The 21,000-nt window shown below is 54.7% G+C and carries 17 protein-coding genes and 2 pseudogenes; 7 read left to right on the forward strand and 12 right to left on the reverse strand.

All coding sequences use genetic code 11. From position 1 onward, the window contains the following. Nucleotides 1-29: 29 nt before the first annotated feature. The 6 genes from PNAP_RS22785 to PNAP_RS27345 all read right to left on the reverse strand — a co-directional run bounded on the left by PNAP_RS22785 (nt 30) and on the right by PNAP_RS27345 (nt 10,981). Nucleotides 30-5,465, reverse strand: a complete 5,436-nt coding sequence (locus PNAP_RS22785; RefSeq protein ID WP_041377700.1) for an FtsK/SpoIIIE domain-containing protein — start codon at nt 5,463-5,465, stop codon at nt 30-32. Next, the gene (locus PNAP_RS22790) at nt 5,465-6,991 is read right to left on the reverse strand and encodes a hypothetical protein (RefSeq protein WP_011798108.1); all 1,527 of its coding nucleotides are present in this window, start codon (nt 6,989-6,991) and stop codon (nt 5,465-5,467) included. The genes PNAP_RS22785 and PNAP_RS22790 overlap by 1 nt, the downstream gene beginning before the upstream one ends. After that, on the reverse strand, nt 6,988-8,880 hold the full coding sequence (locus PNAP_RS27340; RefSeq protein ID WP_049763826.1) for a hypothetical protein: 1,893 nt from the start codon (nt 8,878-8,880) through the stop codon (nt 6,988-6,990). The genes PNAP_RS22790 and PNAP_RS27340 overlap by 4 nt, the downstream gene beginning before the upstream one ends. Before the next feature lie 395 nt (nt 8,881-9,275). Further along, nucleotides 9,276-9,854 carry a DUF6036 family nucleotidyltransferase gene (locus PNAP_RS22800; protein WP_011798105.1) on the reverse strand — a complete coding sequence of 193 codons (579 nt, stop codon included), beginning with the start codon at nt 9,852-9,854 and terminating at the stop codon, nt 9,276-9,278. Beyond that, nucleotides 9,851-10,330 carry a type II toxin-antitoxin system Phd/YefM family antitoxin gene (locus PNAP_RS22805; protein WP_232290854.1) on the reverse strand — a complete coding sequence of 160 codons (480 nt, stop codon included), beginning with the start codon at nt 10,328-10,330 and terminating at the stop codon, nt 9,851-9,853. Before PNAP_RS22805 ends, PNAP_RS22800 begins: the two co-directional genes overlap by 4 nt. A 345-nt stretch (nt 10,331-10,675) precedes the next feature. Next, a complete protein-coding gene (locus PNAP_RS27345; RefSeq protein ID WP_157040502.1) occupies nt 10,676-10,981 on the reverse strand; it encodes a hypothetical protein in 306 nt (101 codons plus the stop codon). 143 nt (nt 10,982-11,124) lie between these two features. Here PNAP_RS27345 and PNAP_RS26330 point away from each other — a divergent pair, with 143 nt between their 5' ends. Continuing rightward, nucleotides 11,125-12,000, forward strand: coding sequence for a hypothetical protein (locus tag PNAP_RS26330; RefSeq protein WP_011798102.1), 876 nt, complete (start codon nt 11,125-11,127; stop codon nt 11,998-12,000). Here PNAP_RS26330 and PNAP_RS27350 read toward each other — a convergent pair. The 3 genes and pseudogenes from PNAP_RS27350 to PNAP_RS22825 form a co-directional block, all read right to left on the reverse strand. Further along, nucleotides 11,997-12,521 carry a hypothetical protein gene (locus PNAP_RS27350; RefSeq protein ID WP_157040503.1) on the reverse strand — a complete coding sequence of 175 codons (525 nt, stop codon included), beginning with the start codon at nt 12,519-12,521 and terminating at the stop codon, nt 11,997-11,999. The genes PNAP_RS26330 and PNAP_RS27350 overlap by 4 nt on opposite strands. 617 nt (nt 12,522-13,138) lie before the next feature. Next, nucleotides 13,139-13,501 (reverse strand): annotated as a pseudogene (locus PNAP_RS22820) (IS110 family transposase); the annotation flags it as partial. A gap of 229 nt (nt 13,502-13,730) precedes the next feature. Beyond that, a pseudogene (locus tag PNAP_RS22825) lies at nt 13,731-13,995 on the reverse strand (transposase); the annotation flags it as partial. Between the two features lie 269 nt (nt 13,996-14,264). On the opposite strand from PNAP_RS22825, the gene PNAP_RS22830 reads away from it, so the two are divergent. From PNAP_RS22830 to PNAP_RS22845, 6 genes are all read left to right on the forward strand, one after another. Further along, nucleotides 14,265-14,624 (forward strand): hypothetical protein, encoded by a 360-nt coding sequence (locus tag PNAP_RS22830; protein WP_041377667.1) that lies wholly within the window; start codon nt 14,265-14,267, stop codon nt 14,622-14,624. 2 nt (nt 14,625-14,626) lie between these two features. Next, nucleotides 14,627-15,820, forward strand: a complete 1,194-nt coding sequence (locus PNAP_RS25275) for an AAA family ATPase (RefSeq protein WP_011798098.1) — start codon at nt 14,627-14,629, stop codon at nt 15,818-15,820. Nucleotides 15,821-15,902: 82 nt separating this feature from the next. Then, nucleotides 15,903-16,343: a hypothetical protein gene (locus PNAP_RS22840; protein ID WP_011798097.1), complete on the forward strand. Its 441-nt coding sequence runs from the start codon at nt 15,903-15,905 to the stop codon at nt 16,341-16,343. Between the two features lie 263 nt (nt 16,344-16,606). Continuing rightward, nucleotides 16,607-16,738 carry a hypothetical protein gene (locus tag PNAP_RS28185; RefSeq protein ID WP_269667360.1) on the forward strand — a complete coding sequence of 44 codons (132 nt, stop codon included), beginning with the start codon at nt 16,607-16,609 and terminating at the stop codon, nt 16,736-16,738. Between the two features lie 9 nt (nt 16,739-16,747). After that, entirely contained in the window at nt 16,748-16,915 is a 168-nt protein-coding gene (locus PNAP_RS27355; protein ID WP_157040504.1) for a hypothetical protein, read from the forward strand. A 6-nt stretch (nt 16,916-16,921) separates the two neighbouring features. Continuing rightward, complete coding sequence (locus PNAP_RS22845; RefSeq protein WP_011798096.1) at nt 16,922-17,233, forward strand: transposase; 312 nt, start codon at nt 16,922-16,924, stop codon at nt 17,231-17,233. Nucleotides 17,234-17,418: 185 nt separating this feature from the next. On the opposite strand, the gene PNAP_RS22850 is transcribed toward PNAP_RS22845, so the two are convergent. Genes PNAP_RS22850 through PNAP_RS22860 form a run of 3 tightly spaced genes read right to left on the reverse strand, consistent with a single transcriptional unit; the run spans nt 17,419 to nt 21,000 of the window. Further along, nucleotides 17,419-18,039, reverse strand: coding sequence for a 4Fe-4S single cluster domain-containing protein (locus PNAP_RS22850; protein ID WP_011798095.1), 621 nt, complete (start codon nt 18,037-18,039; stop codon nt 17,419-17,421). Continuing rightward, nucleotides 18,036-19,910, reverse strand: coding sequence for an AAA family ATPase (locus PNAP_RS22855; protein WP_011798094.1), 1,875 nt, complete (start codon nt 19,908-19,910; stop codon nt 18,036-18,038). Before PNAP_RS22855 ends, PNAP_RS22850 begins: the two co-directional genes overlap by 4 nt. Then, entirely contained in the window at nt 19,897-21,000 is a 1,104-nt protein-coding gene (locus PNAP_RS22860; protein ID WP_011798093.1) for a hypothetical protein, read from the reverse strand. The genes PNAP_RS22855 and PNAP_RS22860 overlap by 14 nt, the downstream gene beginning before the upstream one ends.

The following is a 21,000-nucleotide window of genomic DNA, read 5'->3' on the forward strand; positions in this document are numbered from 1 at the left end:
TATTTTGATCTAGACATAACTGCGTGGTTTCAGGCCGAGATTCTCGCTGCGATCTGTATGGCGTCTTCTACGATTACCGACACTACCGCCTCAATATCGCTATCGGACAAATATGGTGCCTGTGCAAAAACGAGTCCTTGTTCGCCATTCAGTTTGGCGGCAAGATGCCCTTTCCCAAGCAGCATTTCAGCTCCTGGGCGATCAAGCGCAATTTTTGAAGTTGCTTCACTCGCAACTTTCAAAATCAACCGATTCCCCAAGTTCTCCCGGAGCTGCATTGGCATCACATCTTTGTCAGGACGTTGAGCTGCAAAAATGAGGTGGATGCCGGCCGCACGCGCCTTGACCCCTAGACGCTGAACCGCAGCGCTTACGGCTTGCTTGTAACCGTCGTCCAACATCCAGTCGGCAAACTCATCGTGGACAAGAAACAGCATGGGCAAGCGGCTTTCAGGCTCCGCCTTCGCATTGAAGGTCGTTAAATCGCGAGCCCTGGCTCCTGCGAATAGCCGATACCTGCTCTCCATTTCTTCCACCAGCGCTTCAAGAACAGTCGTTGCCCGCTCGCGCGTCGTGACGATGGGCTCTCTCATATGCGGCAAGTCCTCCAAAGCGGAGTAGTCCACGCCCATCTTCGGGTCGATGAGGATGATTTGCGCGAGTTCTTTTGGATTGGTCGCCGCGATGTCCAAAAGGATTGCCTGGATGAGCACCGATTTGCCGCTGCCGGTAGCTCCTGCGACGAGCGAATGCGGCTCGTGCGAAGACAGCCCGCCAAACTCACCGCCCAAATTCAAATACAGCAACGATCCATTGATCTCCTGGAGGCCCAACACAAAGGATGTGTTGATTCCTGCGGCGTTTCGATTAATCTGTCGCTTTGCCCACAGATCCCAAAGCGATACCGATTGGCGCTTCTCGCCAGCCATCGTGACCACAATCTCTCCGGGTTTCGGCTGCACCGTCACGAGATTAATTGCATGCGTCGTGAGCAGTTGCATCCGCTTGGCCTCGATGTCTTCTACGCGAAGCCTGTCGGACCCAGCCAGGCGCACCAGGCATCCATTGGGCGTAAGCCGAGTTCCAAGCACCGCCGCCTGAAGCCCATAGCCATTCAGAGCAGTTTTTAGCTTGCGCGTCATCTCATCGGCCCACGCTCCTCGCTCATCGATCTTCCCAGCCAAAGCGGCCGATTTGGAAGCGATGAGGTCTGCGAGGGCGTTAGAGCCATCGCCAGTGACTTGGGGAGCCGCAGGACTATCAGCAACCGCAGCGGTAGCTTGGACGACCACGGGAGCCTGCGCAGGCGCCGTAAGGGCAGGTTCAACGAATTCTTCGTGCAGAGGGTCAACGCTAGGGACGGACTCATCCGGGACCTCTAGCATCGGCTCCGCGCCTACGGCGAGCAAGTCCATCATCGCGGTCCACGTGACTCGCGCAGCGGGCTCCTTGGCGTCTATGGCAAGCCAAGGCTCCATAGGGCCGAGTTTCGCCCGAACCGAGGCTGGATCAGCTTTGGCCGCATAGCTTTCCACAAGGCTGCGAAGCTCGGGGCGATCGAACACTTCCTGCCACGCCTCCACACCCTGGTCGCTTTCGATTAGAGATTGCTCCGAAGCGGAGCCACTTGTTCCAGCATCAGCCGAATGGATGAAAACATGCGAATAGCCCCGCAGCGAAATCTTGGCCTTGCCTTCGCGCAACTCCGACCGAGCTCGCTCCAGCAATCCAAAGCAACCAGGTGGCACGTCAGCGTCGATGAGCAAGTCAGCCAGGCGCGCGAGCCACACATCTCGATCGAGCCTGCCAGGATCGCCAAAGATCGCCGCCCGAAACGTGGACAGCGTCGCTAGGAGTTGCGCACGCGAGGACTTCTTCGCCTCGGCGGCACCGATTCCCGTCACATATTTCGACTCAACCACCGCGATATGCAGATGAGGCACTCCGTCGCGTTCTTCGACACACAAAGCAAGGATGTCGGCTATCCTGTTTTCTTTCTGAGCGAGCCACCCCGCGTAATCATCGAGCAAAAAGAACACCGTGAAGGTTTGGGGAGCCGCGCTCGACAGGGCCTTGAACTCGCTATGGATCAAGAAGCGGCTCATCACCAAACCAAGCATCTCGCCCGCCGACACGCCACGCTTGGCTGCGCGCAGCACAATATCGCCAGACACCGACAAGGCATCTTTTTTAATCCGGTTAGCCAAATCATCGAATCGCTCCGCCGGCATCGCCAGGCCAAGCTCGGTCAGGCGTCTGCGGGTCAACACGCTCAACAAGCGCAGCTCAGAAGTGGAGCTCACAATCATGTTGCGGCCATTGGTCGATGCGCGCCGGTATCGGACAATAGTGACGCCATTCGCCTGGAGCTGCCGCTTGTCGAGCAACTCGTCGTAAGTGGCAACCCACTCGGCGAGCGCGTGCGCGTCGTTCAACGTTTCGCTAAGCGCTTGGCTTTGCACCGATATGCGCCTAGCTGGCAAAAATCGCTGTCCCTCGCTCAAGTCGGTTTGACGCGCGACTGAACCCACAGCGCCCACATAAGCCCATCCGGTTGCAGTTTGCCTAGGACACGTCAGAAACGTGGTCGATTTGAGCTCGTTCTCTCCCGATACACTTCGATAGGACCACCGGGACGGCGCATGTTCAAGGCTTGGCCGCTCGTTCGCCCAATCCACTGGAATCCATTCGGCGGCGGCGGTCCGGGACACCACGTCATGAAGGAACGCGATGTCGAACGGTTTGAAAGTGGCGTTTGCCGTGGAGGGAGTGGCCGATGAAGGCACCACCGCTATGCGCAACTTCGAGATGAAATTTTCGGAGGTTTCGCTCACCACCGGTAAATCAGGATCGTCCCCGGCCTTCGTGACGAGCTCCGCATACACGCGCCGAAGTTTGGAGGGTTCTCGGTGGCGGACCGCGACTGCGCACTGAAACTCCGACTCCGATTGATCTGCCGACAGCTCGCGCACCACCGCCAGCGGCAACTCAGCCGCGTCGGCGTTATAAAGAAGCACGCTTAGATTGCTCGCCTCGTGAGGTTGAAGGCCAACATAACGGGCCAATAGCTCCTGGACTTGCTTGGCCGCCTCCGAGGGATCGACGTCCGTGAGCATGTCCTCTTCACCGCGCACAGGACGCTCAAGCAGGCTATATCCGTTGACGGTGCTGCTTTCCGAGAGGAGCACTGGCGCGCCGTTTCGCTGCACGACTGCGATCTCGGGATAGAAAGGGTGGGCCAGTTCTTCCGCGAACTCACGAAAGAAAATGCCGCGGTCTCCAAAAAGGACCTTTTCGCCTGCCAACATGTGCGTGACAAGACCCGCGACGCGACGGGTCTTCACGGCCAATGCTTTCATGCGCTCCGGATGCCATGGCGGGATGATCACGCATGGTTGCTCGCCAGAGACGCGCACCGTCCCGATCTTCAATATCTCGGCCACCAAGCGCAAGCGGCACACGTCGCCCCTCGCATGCACCGACAAGGCCCGGAGTAATGCCGCGAATGAATCCGCTTGCTTCAGCACAGCTTCGCCATGCAACCCCACGGCGATGAAATCATCCATGGCCTTGATGTAGTCCGACTCGAACTCCTCCCACGCAGCGCGCAACGTGTCACGCTGATCCACTGAGAGCCGTCCTTGGTCGGCCAAGTCTTTGATGCGCGCTTTGATGTCCGCCCGAAAGCTTTTCATTTTGGCGGGAGGCGGGACCAGCGAACCGGCATCCCGCGAGAAGGTCGCCTCCAAAGTGTTGGTATCGAGCAGCGAAACACTTTGAACTCCGCCCTTCTTGCTCACCAACCGGCGCGGGACCTCGGTGCAACCCACCGCGCCCTTCTCGCGCAGCCTTTCCATGTCATCGACCAGCGAAAGTCCCATCGAGTCCGGTTTGAACATCCAGAGCAATTGCGTCTTCTCGATCACTTCCTCTTTGTCGCCCATGCGTTCCAACAGAGTCACTTCAAATTTGATCTGCATGGAAGCCTTCGCGACCGACACGACAGGTTTTGTATTTCCTTTAAAGATCGACTGCTCTTTGGCGAAATAGGCTGGGTATTTAAAAAGCGGATCTGGCAAATCGGCGGTCCCCATTCTCAGGACCTTCCAATCGACTTTTGCTCCCATCAATTCCTTCAAGCCTCTATGCATCGCGGAGAAATACGATCCCACGTCGTGGTTGAATCTCTCGCGCCACTCCTTGCGGCCCTTGTTAACGGTGATTCTCAGGAATCGCTCGCCCTTGGGAGCCGCTGAGCCGACGATCAAATGATGCGCAGCACTGGTAAAACCCTCGAAAAAATCCACGCACTCGATGGGTTTCCCATAAATTACTTTTTCCCATCGGGAAAGGAGTTTCGGGTCCTGCTCAAGGTAGCGGCGATGGAGATTGAAGAAGATCTCGTCGTCGTCGTTCCAGTCCGACCTTTTCTCGCGCGTCTTCAAGTCTTCAAGATGCTTGAGCCACTGCGCATCAAGGGCGTCGTGCTCAGAGCAAACATGTTGGAAAAAATGAACCGTCGAGTCCGCCAAGCCCTTGAGCTTCTCTCTGGGCTTTTCAAATATCAAATGAACGCCGTCGGATTCCCACTCCAACTCAGCGACAGCCGACGCAGTGTCTTTGTCCCCTGCGGGCGCATTGATGAAAGCTTCAAGAACAACTCGGGCGGCGTCCGGAATGCCGGCGATGTTCTCTTCAAACCGTTGGCGCATGTCCTCAGGATCGATCGGTTGGCTATTCGGACGCTGCCTCGCCAGAAGTGGAGACCGGTTTTGATACAGCTTTTCAAATGCCTTGCGCCAGGCCCCAACCTGCTGTCCATATGTTCTATCGTTGCCGAAAAAAGCAGTGTCTCTGGGCAAGTCCACGCAAGGGAGTGACCAGCCGATGGCCATACGGATGGGGAGCCCCATGGACGGGTGTGACGCCTGCGCAATCTTAGAGCAAAACTCGCCTAGCTGGATCAAAGACATGTCAGTCACCGACACCAGCCCTTTGAGAGCCACCTGAAAAACCTTTCGGTCTTCAAAGGTAGGAGCAAGTGAGGCCACGTGGCAGGTCGCCTCAACCCAAGCCTCTTCGTAGGCACGCAACTCTTTGGCACCTAGAGCCGTGACGTGGCCAAGCGTGTCGGCCAGGCCTTGCTCATTTCCATTGGCCGTGAGCAGAGCATCTTTGGAGGTCCCCGCATTTCGAACGGCGCCGGCATTCATCCGCGTGAGTGCAGCCTCCGGCAGATTCTCCCCTTCGACGAGCATTCGGGGAATCTTTATGTCGACCCTGTCCGCAAGTTTGGCGTTGCCAAGCACTTCTCGAACAACGGCGGCGATTTGGCTTGGGGCCAGTTTGTCGAGACGAAATATCGCAGCCGACTCGGGTTGATCGTTCAATCCTTGAGACGCGTGATCGAGGCGGTTGTCGAGAATGGTGGCCGCAACGCGCCCGATGATTTTGTCAGCAAACATCATTGAGCGACCTCAAAGGTAAAAGGGTTCTCAACGAAAGAGCAGGAGTCGGATAAGCGCCTCACGAGCCCGAGGCCAACAAGGCGCGCCTCCAAATTCTCGCGGTTGTCGCTGAGCGCCTCTTGGTCTACCAACTTTTCCTTCATCAGCCGCCCGCCCTCAGCGTCGCCAATGATCATGCCGTAACGATTGCGAATTTCGCTGAGGAACTCGTCGAACTGCATCCGGTCGTCCACCATAGAAATGACCAACGTTTTTAAAAGCTTGTCATTAGGGGCATAGCGGGTGCGCCGCGAAAGGCGCCTCGAACTCAAGCCCACCGCTCTTGACCAAGCCGCATGGATCTTTCCGAAATGCTGTTCATGACGCGATTCAGCCATATCAACAAGACTTTTGATCAGCATGTCACCCGTCGTGTCGCCAGTGACCGAACCATCCGATCCATTCTCAGGAGGCCATTGAAACCAGGACCTCATGAGCGCAGCGCTCTGCGCATTCGGCTCATCCGACTCACTAGCCTTGGTCCACTCGTCGGTAAGCCTGACGCTTTCAACAGATGCCCTGATCGCTCGAAGGGACAGGCCTTGGTTGAACTGGTAGGACTCTCCTGAAAGCGCTCTCACCTTGGTGCGTTCGCGGGAGACAATTTCACAAATGAGCTCAACCGGGTCGACATCACCTGCCTGGGCCTTGCCGCACTCCAGGAAATAGAGAAGCAGATTTAAACCCGCGCTCGCCATGAGATGCTCTAAGGCGTCGTAAACCGGCATGTCGCGCGAAAGGATAGCTAGCCAGTCGTCGCACAGTCTGTCAAATCTTGGGTGCGTGGCATGGGGCAGGTAACCTACAGTCTTGTCCGATCCTGACGTTTGAGTTTCCCCTTGAAGCGCTCGGACGAGCCTATTCATGGGCGCTTTGCGGTCGAACAAGCGCTCGACTAACAGGTCACCAAGCTTGGCGCCGTTTTCCGCACGAGTGAGCATGAGATAAAGCAATTCACCAGTGCGGGCGAAAAAGCGGCGGTCATTGGAAGCAGCGCCATCGGCGCCGATGCGCAAGTCCTCATAAAGCGCATCTGGACCAAATGGGAAGACGAACTTGGAGCTCCAGCGTTTGTTGCTTCGAGCCTCGAAAGATGATGACCTCAACAGCTCCACCGCCTTGGCAAAATCGTCGAACGTATTGAATACGTTTCGCAAATAACTCATGTCGCCGTTTTCGAGCTTCGCGCAATCCTCAGTAAATCGCTCAGTCCACTGCCTCCACTTGTCCTCATCCGACACTTCCCTCGCGCGAATCGTCTCGATATAAGGATTGTTGAAGAGCAACGAGCGCAACCTAATTTGCCGCTGAGGACGATACGTCACCTCTCCTGCAGAAGGCGGTCGCAATGGGCTGATCCTGTTCGACGCCAGAATTCCTAAGAATTCGAGGACCGCCATATGAGGAAGCTGCTCGTCATAAAGCCTGTGGCCCCAAATATGCTCATCGACCGCGAAATCGACATCTTTGATTGCTGGCCTCATGACGCGGCTTTTACGGCGACTCGGCGCGAAAGCCCCAAACCGCTGTGCTCCACCTCGATAAAGTTGAGCGCTAGGAAACCGTCATCTGATCCAGGCTCGTCGTCCTCGGCAAGCAGGCGCTTGCGAAGCAGCTCCTCTTTGCGGAGAAGCTTGGCTTTGAACGCGAGCATGTCTTCCAAACATTCGTTGGAAAAGCTGCCGGGGAGCGCTCCTTCGGCGACCCGGCACAGAAACTCAAAACGCACGGGCGTGAGTGTGAAAGACGCTGGATTCACTTCTCCTTGAGCCAATGCGACGTCGATCATTGGCCGGGTGGTCAAGGGATCAAGCCGAATGCGCATGCCTTTGCCGCCTTGGCGCTTCGCAGGAGCTTCTGTATCGCATAACACGCTGACACGGGATTGGGAAAATCCGCCGGAACTCGCGACAAACAATTTGTCGTTGTTTTCGATGAGCAGTCCTGTCATCACCCGATTAAGGCCTTTGACCAGCAGCGCACGCACGCTCTCACTCACGCCACCCCCAGCAGCGAGAGTATCAGTCATTGAAAGATAGTCGCCCGCGAACCGGAACGCCGTCATGGGCCAATGTCCGTAGCTAGGTTCGCCATTGGGCACCGTGAAAAAGAAACGGCGACGCTGAGTTTGAAGCCGGGCTAGAAATTTTGCCGCGCCAGCATCCAGCCTCGCGGACTCCTCGCCTTCTAAGTAGCTGTCAAGCGATGCCAGGTAGCCAGCGGTCGCGCCAAAAATTGAATCGGCCCTCAGAAGCTTATCAAATGTCGCGGTCAACTCGGGGTCATCGGCGCCATAGACCATCAGGCCGTCAGCCGCGTTTGTAGTCTCAGCACCGATGCCGAAGGCTGCCAGAGCTCGAAACACTGGCCTACTCATCGCTCTGCGCAATGGCAAGTTGGCACCAAATGCGTTGTCGTAAAGGCTCGCGTGCTCCACTTTGTTCTTTTCCTGAATTGTTGGGACGTCGGAACAGGTCATCAGTCCTTCTTTGGCGTCAGGGTGACCGAGAACCATGTTGGAAGCCAGAGCAAGCATATCTCGCACGGGAAGATGCCACCCGTTGAGGCGTGCTACTTCAACAACATCACCGAGCCGCTTGACGAAGCGCCCCTGGTCGGCGTCGCCCAGAAGCCGATTCCTATTTTCATAGATGGGGCACACGGCTCCACCCTGCTGCTGCAAACATCCTCCGCATTTCCCCCAGTCAGGATGATTCGCCACAGCCGACAATACTTCGCCCAAAGTTTCTCTATGGGTCGCGCGGCTCAAGTCGTAGATCCCGAGTCGCTCGGGGGCGGCGCCAGCTTGCAAAAAAGCATCTTGAATCGGCTTACGCAATGGATGAACTCGGCCTTGTCGAATGCCCAAGTCGCGCAGTCGCTCCAATACTTGCCCATGATTCGACGCAATAACAAGAAATTTCCCGTCTTCGGCGCCTAATACGGACTCTTCTAGCAATGCCAACACTTCATCGCTTTGCTCAGGACTCAGTTCACTCAAATCCTTGATGAAAGTTGCTGTGCGTCCGTCGACAAGTGCGATTTTTTTGACCGCGCTTGGATCTGCCCATTCTTGGATCGAGCCGCCAAGCTCAGCCCAAAGGCCTCGACAATGGTATGTTTTCCCATCGCCCGCGGTTCCTGCGATAAGGATGGATCCACGCTGGCTTGACGCTATTCGGGTTTTGATTTTTTCGAGTTCAGGACTGGAAAGGGTAATGGGCGGGACCTTGGCTTTGCCAAGAGCGCCGGTGACATATTCATCGAACAATGTCGTGTTGTTCGGGGTTGGCCCATAGGAACGCAGAAATTTGATCCATGCATACGAAGGCCCATGGCTCGAAGCTTTCGCTTGGGCCGGTGTTTTAATCATTTGGCAATGCTCTTCATTCTTAAACTGGGGTTACGCCAGCTTGGCTTTCCTCTTGAGCCTCGCGGACCCCTATTTTCTAAATGTAAGCATACCATTACATGATTTGATGCATGCAGCAGTGATCGGTGCGTTTTCTGAAGGGGTAGTTCATTTTGGAGTCTGCAGACCGCGCGGTGGCGACCAAAGCAGATACAGACTGTGGATCAAAGTCACAGGGGACAATTCCAAGGATGCAAGTTGGCGGCGGAGGTATCGGTTGGATGCAAAGAGGTGTGCGGCCGGGCCCGGCAGATTTGCCCTTGTTTTGCAGCAGGCACAACCAAACTCAGCATACAAGAACGTGATTGCATGCTGCCAGAAGCAAAAAACCCCGAAAACTCGGAGCTCAAACTTGATCAGGGCGCAGGAATACCTGGATCTTTCGATCGCTGATTTTTAATGATTTCGAACCACTTGATATCTGCGTTAACCAAAGCGCGCGCCTTATTCTTTTCGTCTGCATCGTAAAAGCTCGTGCTCGCAAAACGCGAATTGACAACGGGAATTGATACAACTCCAGACAAGATTCCCGCCCGAATCCATCTCTGGTCCCGCGGCTCCCCGCGCGCGTATTTTGAAAGTGCGGCATCACTTGGCTCTAAAAACCATATGCGTAGGCCCTCTCTTTCCACCTTGATCAGGCGATTTTCCCATCCCGCCGGGAGGCTGGGCAAATGGGGCGATACCGCATCCAGATAAAAGCCGTGCTCGATATGGAACGGTGAATTTTCCCCAAGCGCCTTCACAACATCAAATATTCTTCCGGGATCGGCTTTTGTGTAGCAGTCTGCGTCAACGGACATGGTCATGGTTTCCGGTATGTCGAAGCTTTCTTCAAGCCCGAGCACGGATAGGCTTCCAATCACCACGTAATCCTGGTGTCCAGACAGCGCCTTGGCCTCAGCAAACAAGCGAAATAAAGCGTGAAGGTTCACGCGTGTAGCCCCACCCAGGGTGAGTTTTGGCGTAGGGATGGACCCCATCCATCCATATCGGAGACGATGGCTTCAGCCATTTCTTTGGGTTGCAGACGAAGAATTTCTTCCCATCTTTCAATGTAATCCTTGCTGCACAGTCTCTCGTTTCGCCATCGATTCACAATGCTCATTGCATTGCAAATCAAGCGGCTCGTCTCGTTAGAAGGCAGCAGAACCAAATCCAGTGCGATGCGCTGATGACGGATCAAACGGTCTTTTTCGACAGACGCTTGCGTGATCCTCGCCAGCACACGTGAAGTAGATGCTCCGGAGGCTGCCTGGGCACGCTCAAAGAATTCTGGCGACGTAAGAATGGCCGTTACCTTGCCATGCTTTTCAATCGCAACCGGCGCCGAAGCCGAAGCCAGCAGGATTTGCCCGAAACACTGTTTTGCCCGGGTGGATGAGAATTGTCGCAGTTTGGCAGACATCATGTTGTCTACTTTACGTTTAAATGGACGTTTTGTCCATTTCAGGATGGTGACATTGTTGTCATGAACTTGCCTGGGCGCGCATAAAGTCAAGGTGTACGCGAGATCCTTGAAGCGGTTGGCGTCGCTGTGCTTTATCAGCCATCGTATTCACCGGACCGTTGGCCATTTGAGAATTGCTGGGCCAAACGCAAGACCTTCTTGCGCGCAGCTAAAGGCCCCACGCGCGAAGTGCTTGATACCGCGCTTAAACAACCACTCGACACGGTCACTGCTTGGGATGCCCGAGGCTGGTTTGCCCATAGCGGCTATCCTTGTAGTGAAGGGCAAACTGCTGCAAAGCATGATTCAGTAAGGCTCGCTATTGATGGCTAAATTCAAAGCTTTTCTCAAAAAATCGACTGTCAGTGGGTTGCGCTGTATAACGGGGTCATTAAGTGCTTCAGACAGAAGCAGGCAAGTTCTGTCCCACGCAAGGGCTTCTGGCGATAACATCGCTTTCAAAATAGCCAGCTCAAGTGCATAGCTTGCTCGGGGGTTATTATAAAATTCTGCTGCAATAGTAAGTGAAAGTTTTTCGCTTGCGTCCCAATAGTTTTCCATCGAGTCATTCAAGGGACGTGTAATCCAATGATGCCTTACTTTTGCATGCATTTCATCGGCTTGCCTTTTGACATCGCATTTTCACTCAGGCCTCATTTGCATTAATTCAAAAATGGCTTTTTCATTTTATTCATTATTGATCATGCGATGTTTTTAATTTCACCCCATTATGCTAAAACCTAGAAATTAAAAAGATGATTTTACCACACACACCAATATTGGTTTTAACTGATCTAGAATTTCCGATAGATGTAGGCGCACTTCCATCTCTTACCGCAAAAGCCGTGCGTGATTTCCTAGAATACAAATTACAAAATATTGGAGATGACGTTGAGGTATTTTCAGACTTTGTTATATCAAGAGGCGGGGATGAGTCGGATATTAGAACTCCCACGCCTGAGGAGGCGGAATTAATTCGTTTAGCGTGGGAAGATGCAAACCTAAAACCTCCCAAACCCGGTCATCCACTGCAGGCATCAGTAGCCCAAGAATTGCATGATGCCTTCACCAAACATGTGATGAACCAGGATTGGTCTCTGTCTTTCGTTTATTGCAGCCGTAGTTCTTTTCGAAGCTTCAACTTTGAGGTAACAAGACTCGACCATTTGAATTTATTGAAGGAAATGATTTCAAGTAAATTACTTAAACAGAAAAACAATGATTCATTACGCGAGTGCCCTCCTATCTGGGACCCACGTCACGTGTTTTCTATGGCAGAAGTGATTGAATTTTGTAAAGCATTAAATATTAACTGTACTGAAAATTCATACGAAAGCTTACCATCTAAGCAGCAGGTTTTTGCACCGAGTAACGATTCTGATATTGATCGTGACCTTGAGCTGTATTTACGCTTTGTCGAACGTGGGGGTAATATTGAAGATGGAAAAGTAGCTACTCGTGGAGGACATGTAAAGAAGTTAGCCGCCGAATTTCAAAAAGATCGGCGAACCATTGTTTCGGCGTTGAATAGAGGACTAGCAACGAAACTGCAGCGTGAGACAGGGGCATTTGCTCCCGTACGTCTTGAAAAGATCAAATTTCTGAAGAGTTCAGGCCGATCTAAAAGTTAATACAATCCTTTTTCACATGGAAGTGCATTATGAACTTGCCGTACTTCACTAAACGGGAGCAGATATGACTGCTGTCCGATTTCAACACCCACTTTGGTTTCATCGATTTGCACCACACGTCCAAAATACAAATCATGATTTAGTTTATTGGTGACAGCTACAATCATGCCAATTTCATAGAGCGCTTTGAAATGATGCGTTGCAGGACGATGAACAATGTCCTTGCGCATTGGTTTTCTCGCATAGTCACACAAAAAAACAGCAAAGTACGGCATCGTAAATTGCAATCCGCGATGATGTACATCAACCCACTCATCATACATTCGTGCAACATGGCCCTGCCGTATTTTACCGCGTGCGGATGCTTGAAAGAATGTAACCGCCTGACCCAGGTGAATTTGGTTTTTCGAAATAGAATATCGCGTCTCATCTTCAAGGAGAAGGTTAATCCAACTTTTCAAGGTAAGAAGTTCTCGTTGGCCGTAGTCTGGCATAAGCGTTACAAGTTCATAAATATTCATTATTTGCTATCTTAAAATTTAAGGGTTATTGACTAGCGGCTCTTGCGACACATATGTGCAATAGATTCGTTGTGCTCTTATTCAATCTATCTACACGTTGTTTGTTGAGGTTAAAAATTACGCAAGTTATGGAGCTCACTGCCGTGGGATGTTTAGAAAATTATGTACGAACCTCTAGGAGTTAAAGACGTACGTATTAAACAATTTATCGAAATGTACAATCTTGATGCGCATTTCTTTCGCTGTGAAATGTGCATTGAAATGTGGAATGTGCAATCCAATTGGGGATTCAGATCTAGTTTTTTTGAATGTTATGAATTCACGCTTGAAGCCCCAAGCATGGCCGCTTTGGCAGCATGAGCATGGCAATGACCACGAAGTGCGGCCCAGTCAGCACCTCTGAGATCCACTTCGCAAATCGCGGCTCAACCGCCCGAATCTTGCAACCCATTCAAAGCTGCGCTCGACTACCTAACGCCTAGGCAGCATCACAATGCCTTTCTTCGCTTCGGGAAGCTTGACCTCTCGAAGCCCGATGCCGCCCTCAGCCGCATCGCTTTTGGCCTGCTCACCCGTACAGCCCTGGTCCGCCAAGGTCAACTTGACCGTTTCACCGGTAGCCCGCAGGCATGCAGCCGTTGCAGCCACTGCGCATCGTTGACGTCGCTCTTGCGGCCAGGCACCGAACGAGCCTCGCGCGCATTGGCAACAATGACCTCGATGCCGCGACTCTGCAGCACCTCGTACACGGGTATCCAGTAAACGCCGGTAGACTCCATGGCCACGGTCTGCATGCCGATTGACACGAGCCAGTGGGCCATCCGTTCGATGTCACCAGTAAAGGCCTGGAATGTCTGCACCGCTTCGTCGCACAGTTCCGGTGTAACGCCAACGACATGAAATCGAGCACCGATGTCGATGCCAGCAGCACGGTCATGCATGACGGGCAGACCGGCCGGTTTGATGGATTGCCGTGACATGATCACCTCCTATGGGTTGAGCACGCCGGACGGGGACTCGGATCAGATCAATTTCCTAAACGGGGTCACACGAGGTGCCACCACAGTTGGGTCCGCAGCTTCCCCTGGGCCAAGTTTTTTGACGGGGACGAATGCCTCCCAAAAGCAAGCGGCCTCTGTCCAGCGCCCTAGCAGTCTAGACTGGCTGCGTGTTTCTATCCATACGGGGCGCGGCAAGCCGCGAGGGCGGTCTTTTTAAGATGTCGACGTGCAACTTCAGCTGCGCGTTCTCCGCGCACAGCCTAGACAGCTCCATCTGTTCGGGTGTCACCGGCTTGGCGCCGGGCGTCGTCAGACAGCCGGCAGCCGGCAGCCGATGCTTTGACCCAGTTGCGCAGCGTCTGCTCGACCAGCCCCAGTTCTTTGGCAGCCACCACGATGCCCATCGCCTGGGCGTGCTTGACAGCCTGTTCCTTGAACTCGGCCGTGTAGTCTCGTTTCGGTATCTTCTTCACTTCTCTTCCTTCAAGTCTCGATATTAATCATCGAACCCTTGGAAGACGAAAAACGGCGGGCAGCTCAGTCTCACTCCGCTTTGAGTTTTTGACCAAAACAGATAAAATACAAGCTTAAACCCCGATGCAGGCCGAGCGCCCTCAGGCTCCGCTTTTGTATCACGCGTCCGCCTCCAGGCTGGTCATTGATTTGACCGCCGAACTTTCACTTCTCCAGTTTCAGCCGCAGTATTCCTGCTGTGGCCTGGCGGAGTCTTGAAAGTTCGAAAATGAAATCAATCGTTTTAGCCTTCGCTGCAGTCATCGCCACCACGGCCACCGCCTGGGCCACCCCAACTCCAATCACGCTGACACACACACAGCTGACCGAAATCGTCCAGAGCGCAAGCGACGACACTGGAACCCTAAAGAGCCTCGCCGGCGTGCACCTCGTCATCGACCTCCGTCCTGGCGCGATGTACCCGTATTTCGTCGCCGCCGACAACGTGCACGGCTTGGCCTTCATTTGCCAAGTTGGCTTCGAGGATTTCGGCGGAGGACCAGTGACGGCCACGGTCATCCGGTACGAGCGCGGCGAAGACGGTCGCGGCTACGTAAAGCTCGACGCCTGCACACCACAGGAGCGCTAAGCATGAGCAACGCAATCGACGAAAACGAAGGCGTTGCCGGAGCCCCCGAAGCCGGGGGCTCCGGCGCCGCGCGTGTGGATTTCGAGCAGCTTCGGCTGTCGCTGGCAGAGAGCGCCAAGGCCGAGTCATCACCAAAAACAAAGGAAACCAAGGCTCCGCCGATCACGATGGCGCGAGTCCGTAAACAAAAGGAAGCTGACAGAAAAAAAGCGGAAGGAGGAGTTGCTGTGCAGGTGTTTCGTCCTGAACACCTCCTTGCGGCGCTGGATGGTGTATCTGTTCGGTCAGTGGACTCAGACCAGAGCGGGCGCATAAAAAAAACTGTGGAGTTGCTTATACAACTCGGCCCAGATCGAGCGCTTTCAGCGCCGGGGCCGGCATGGCAGTCAGAGCTCGATGAGCTTCAAGAGTGTTTTCCGTCATTTGCCAGGGCGATCGAAGAAGTCGTGAGGCCGTCTTTGGCCATCCTGTCTGCTGGCGGGGTTGCGCGCCCTACTCCATTGCTCCTGGTTGGCTCGCCTGGGGCTGGAAAATCATTTTTTGCTGCCACCTTGGCCAACATGCTAAAGGTGCCAATTGTGCGGATGGACATGTCAAGCGCAACAATGAGTTGCACGCTGAGTGGTCTAGGCTTGCATTGGGCAAACAGCTCGCCGGGGGAGGTTTTCCGAACACTGGCTTTTGGCCGGGCCGGTGTCTACGCCACCGCAAATCCGGTGTTTGTACTCGACGAGATCGACAAGGCCGGTGGCGACCTCCGTTTCGACCCAGTCGGCCCACTTCACGCTTTGCTTGAAGAGTCCGCGAAGTATTTCGAAGACGAGTCATTGCCTGGCGTTGTTATGAATGCTGGTCACATTCGCTGGATATTAACTGCGAATGCGACATCGACAATTACGCGGCCGATTTTGTCCCGCACTCATGTCGTCCACGTGCCAGAACTTTCCGAAATCGAGTCTCGACATGTCCGCACGCGTATATTTTCCGGCGTAGTGGATTCCTTGGAGATTCCCGAATTCGAAAATTGGATTCCGCAATCGGTGCTCCACGGATTCGCGGATATGGGGCCGCGTGAATTCAAGACCAGGTGCGTAATGGCGATAGGCAAGACGCTGGCGCGGGGGAAATATCGCGTTAGCGAAAATGACTTTGCAACCGGATTATCTAAGCCAGTTAGAAAAATAGGTTTTATGTAAACCCCGGTAATAATACATTTGCTTGTTTTTGCGTTATCGATATAATGCAGAAATGGGCAGGTTATTAAAATAAGGGGTTGATATGGCACTCGAAGAATACAAGTCGACGCTAAAGCGTGGGCGCAGCAAATTGCGCTCCAATCCTCTGCACGCGAGTGATCCTATGCGCCTTTCGATTCGCGAACGTCTTCGCGAAAAGCGCTTTGCCGCGTGCGGACGAGAAATTCTTTTGATGACGCTGGATAATCGCTTGGACAGCCTCGCCGCCGAATTCGTGAATGATTTAGATGCGTTGACGAAAGCCGGCGGAGATGTTGAAGCATTTTATGGCCTGCAGGAAAGCCAGCGAGGCCCCATCACTTACGCATGCAGGCACGCAACCTGGGAAATAAAATACGTTGTCGTCGAGGGTTTGACTGGCTTTAAGATTATTGAAGATTTGCAAGCTCGTGCTCAAAAACTTCTGGCAGATCCCGCTCGCTTAACCCAAATGCAGTGCCTGAACAAGTGGTGGCACTATTAATGTTTATTTTTGCGTAAATCCCGGTGATTAATCGCCGGGATTTAATCTAAAAAACATGGGGGATTAATCAAAATGACCTCTTGGGATATTCGGAAAGAACGCGCATCTCTTCTATTTTGCGTTCAATAATGCTTGATTTGAGCCCGGGGCCTGCCCTCCCCGGGAATTCATCCGCCGCCAACCCTGACCCCCGACTGTTGGCGCCGAGACGGAATTGACCAGTTGGTCAATCCGAAGTCGGCGATAACACGTAAGAGGAAAAAATGCTGCTGGCCCTGACACAGGAAAAGCCGCTGTGTGCAACCGAGCTGCTGCAAGCGCATCTGGAAAATGGAGGCGAGTGGGTTCATTCAGAAACGATTCGCAGGATGCTCAAAGCCAATGAGATGTCGTGAAAAAGAACAATGCACTCCCTCAAAAAAAAGGATGCGGCGGCATTTGAGCAGGCGCCAATGGAGATGGAGAACTTGAAGCGAACTGCCAAGGCGGGTGAAATCGAAGTGGCTTACCTCGATGAGGCGGGATTTTCCTGCGTCCATCCCAACCGCAATGCGTGGACACGCAAAGTCTAGCAGCACTTGAAACTTGCCATTCGAGGCCAACGCCTCAATGTGCTGGCAGCGTTGATGTCCTCGGGTTACCTGGAGGACTGCATGTTTCATGGAAGTATGACGGGTGCGCAGCTGCTCAGCTTCATCAAGGAAGTGGTCCAGAAGTATGAAATACCGATCACGTTTATTTTGGGCAATGCATCGTTTCACACCTCAGAAGTTGTGAAGCAAGCCAGGGAAGAATTCGAGAAATTGAGTGCCACACTAAAATTTCTTCCTCCCTACAGTCCTGAATTAAATCGAAAAGAACAATTGTGGCATACGATAAAACATCATTGAATGGATGTTAAGTGCAGGACTGGAAAAATCCTTGAAACAGAGTTGTCTGATATTTTTCAAAGATTTGGCAGTGTTTATAAATTTGAATTTTATGGTTAATAACTTTTGTTAAACAACTTAATCGGCAAAAGATGTGTGTAATGGGATGGGCTAAGCCTGCTCCGGTGATTGCGGGAGTTTGTGCATTATTTGGTTTCGGCTGCCGGATAACGGATTTTGCGTAGCATCTGCGTAGGCCATCCGTTGATGCGGGCAGTTCCGTTGCGGCCAATTCGTATTTCAAGATCCCGCATTCCGCTTTCGAGTACCTCTATCGCTGCGCTGTAGCGTGCAGTCAAATAATGGAATTGCTGATTTTTTGAACCGACCCAGCTTCGAGCGGTGTCGGGATGGTCGGCCCTGTAAGGCCCATCTACCAGCACGTCCGTCGCGCCAAGAAGCGCTTGCGCACCGTCGAGCGCAAGCAGAGTGAGTTCATCGACGGTGTAGCCCGTGAACACCATGACGGACAGGCCTGCCGCCTGCGCGGCAGTGGCGACTTCCGCTAGGCCTTTGGCTTGCAGCAAAGGTTCGCCTCCCAAAAACGTGATGCCCTCGATGCCAAATTCTGCTTTTGCCGCAATCATTTTGTCGACCATGCTGGCGGCTGTCACCAGTTCGCGGGCGACGATCGGAAGCAAGCCCGGGTTGCAGCAGCCGGGGCAACGTTTTTCGCAACCCTGCACCCAAAGGACCGCTCGGAGTCCTGGCCCTTCGGCCTGGCTGGCGGGCACCCAGGCAGCGACGTTCAGCCAGGCGTGGGTCATAAAAGCTGGAAGTCGAAGTGAACGGTGGTGCCTGCCTGGGCCACGATGAGCGAGCGTCCCGTCGCGGCCTCGGCATGGGTCAGCTGGTCAAAGAGAAATTGTGAGAGCGGGTCAAACAGCTGGGTCGTCATTGCGTTGGGTACGCCTCGCCCGCCGGCGGTCCTGTCCACCTGTCGGACGATCGCGGTCAGAGCCCGCGTTTCGTCTTCGAACTCGACTTTGGCGATGCCCCATTTTTCTTTCAGTCGTTGACGCAAAGGCTCCAGCTTGACGCGAGCGATATCGACCAGGAAACTTTCGTCGGCGATGAAATTGAAAGGAATGATGTTGCCTTCGCCGATGCGTCCCAGCAGTTCGGGCCGCTCCAGCTTTTTGACAAAATGATTCCTGACCTTCTCCACGAAGGCAGACCGGACGTCGGGATCATCTGGATTGACCGACGCGGCACCAATGTTGGAGGTGAAGACGATCACGGTTTCCGAGAAGGAAACCGTATCGCCCTTGCCGTCGGTCAGGCGCCCGTCTTCGAGGATCTGAAGGAACTTGTCGAGGATGCGGGGATGGGCCTTTTCAATTTCATCAAAAAGGATCAGGGAAAAAGGCCGCCGCTTGACGGCGTTGGTGAGTTGCCCACCCTCTTCAAAGCCAACGTAGCCGGGCGGCGCGCCCACCAAGCGCTGGTCGGCGTGTTCGTGGTTGAACTCGGACATGTCAAAGCGAAGACAGGCCTCGTCATCGCCGAACAGGAAATGCGCCAGGGCTTTGGCCAGTTCGGTTTTTCCGACACCGGTCGGCCCCACAAAAAACAGCACCCCCTTGGGCGTTCGTTGCCGCACTGAATGCTGAAGGCCCGACAATCCCGTGTAAGCCCTGATCAGCACACGGCTGACTGCCTCGATCGCTTCGGTTTGGCCCTTGACCCGGCGACCCAGGGTGTTTTTGACATCGGCCAGCTTGGTGCGGTCCAGTTGCTCCCACGGGCTGTGCCGGCTGCCGTACTTGTAAAGACTGACCAGCGCGTCGATACCCGTCGCCTCCGCAGCCTGGCGGGACAAGCGGGCAAGGTTAAGGATGTCGCGAAGGGTCACGCCTTCCAGCGCATCTGTAAGTTCGGTCAGCGCCGGGGAGTGCGGCGCGATGGCAGGAACCACATGCAGCACATGGGCCAAGCGCAGCAGGGTCTCCTGGCGCAAGGACCGGGAGGGCAGCGGTATGGTGACGACCTTAAAGAGCGGGTTGTTCAGGTAGAGTGCAGGCGGCACCGTCAGTCCGCCTTCTGCAATGAACACGATCAGTGGCTGGGCGCGTTTCATTTCGTCCTGGGCCGTCGACACACTGGCGTCCCGGACCGCTTGGCCAATTCGGAGCATCCAGCCGCGTTCGATTTCGGTCAGGCTGTTGGCGCTTCCGAACAGGTACTGAGACCAGTCGACCACAAAAGCCACCCGCTCGGGCGATGTGTTCTGCCGCATGTGCGTCGCAGCGGTGGCCAGAAAGTCGTCAGGGGAAACCTTGGTGTTGCCGCTGCTGGGGGCCTTGGCTGCCGGCAAGCGGTCCGGGATGTCGTATTCGTCGCCCGTAACGGGTCTATTTTCGGTTGCGGTGGAGGGCACCGTGGCCGCTTGCAGAAGCCGCCAGACCGTGTCACTGACACCGCTGATCCCATGAACGCGGTCCCATGCCACGACGTGGCTGAAGCCGATCTCACGGAGTATTTGCGTCGCCGCGTCCTTGGAGGTTCCCCAGGTTCCGCTCTGCTGGGCCGAAGGAACCACGTCCACGACATTGCCGTGCAGGATGACTGCTCGCCGGATGGTGCATTCGCGGCGAAACGCCGATTGCCAGCTGGCGATTTCTTCAGCCATGAGCATGCCCCTCACCCGGAGTCGGCCGGGCTTTGGCAGTGCGGTCCAGATCGTCTGGATTTTCCCAAACCACCCGCCGATCGGACAGCTCAATGCCGTACACGGACTGCAGCGTGGGAAGGACCTGGTCCATGTCCTTTTTGCACGCCGTGCCCTCGTAGCGCTCAAAGGCGTAACGCATGTCCCCGTTCAAACTGACCCGGAATTCGGCTTCTGCGCCGGACGGGCGCAGGGCCCGGATCAGCACCTCATCCCGATCCCCCTCTCGTATGCGTCGAGGTTTTTCCGTGACGAAGCCTGCATCTTCCAGCGCGCTGTGCACGGCCACGACCACTTCCCGCCGGCATGCTTCATCAATCGCCTGGTCATCCCCGTCCTTGGTGACCTGAAGCAGGTGGGCGGCCAATTCACTGGCAGACAGCACGAGGGCTGCCGGAGCGCTGCTGTTCGACGGCACGGCTTGCTTGCCAGCGGGCTGTGCCTGGATGTGCTCCAGGATGGTTTTCGCTGCGGCGGCGTCCGAGGCAGCCCTGCCGCTTTCGCGCAGCGCGTCCGACTGTCCTTCGGCCTGGGTGCGAACGAGCGACAGTGCGGCGTTCAACTGGGCCAACGACGTGCCATTGCCGGGGTGCAGAAGTTGACGTCTCACGGCTCCCAGCAGCGGGTAGGCCAGCTGCCGGGCAAGCGCATCTTCCCATGACCCCAGATGTGCTTGCCAGGCCACTTCCAACAACTCCGTGGCACGCGCCTGCGCGGCATGGCGCTCGCGCTCGTTACGAAGCGCTGCTTCCTTGGCCGCGTGAAAGGCCGTTCGGGCCAATGAAGGCAACCGATAGATCGCACTCCCGACCTCGGCGCTCATCTCGCGCGCTGCAGAAGGATTGCTGCCCAACAGCGTCTCGATGCGCGCCAGTTGCCGGTCGGCGGCCGCCGTTTCATTGGGAATATAGGCCGACAGCCCCTGCGCGTGCAGATCCTCCAGAACAACCCGGTAACGCTCAAGGAACTGGCTCGTCGTGGCGCGAACCCGGTCATCGTAAATCTGCTGGCGGCGGGCCCGCTCGATCTTGAAATGCAGGTCTTCAATTTTGCTCAT

The sequence above is a fragment of the Polaromonas naphthalenivorans CJ2 genome (assembly GCF_000015505.1).
GTDB lineage: Bacteria > Pseudomonadota > Gammaproteobacteria > Burkholderiales > Burkholderiaceae_C > Polaromonas > Polaromonas naphthalenivorans.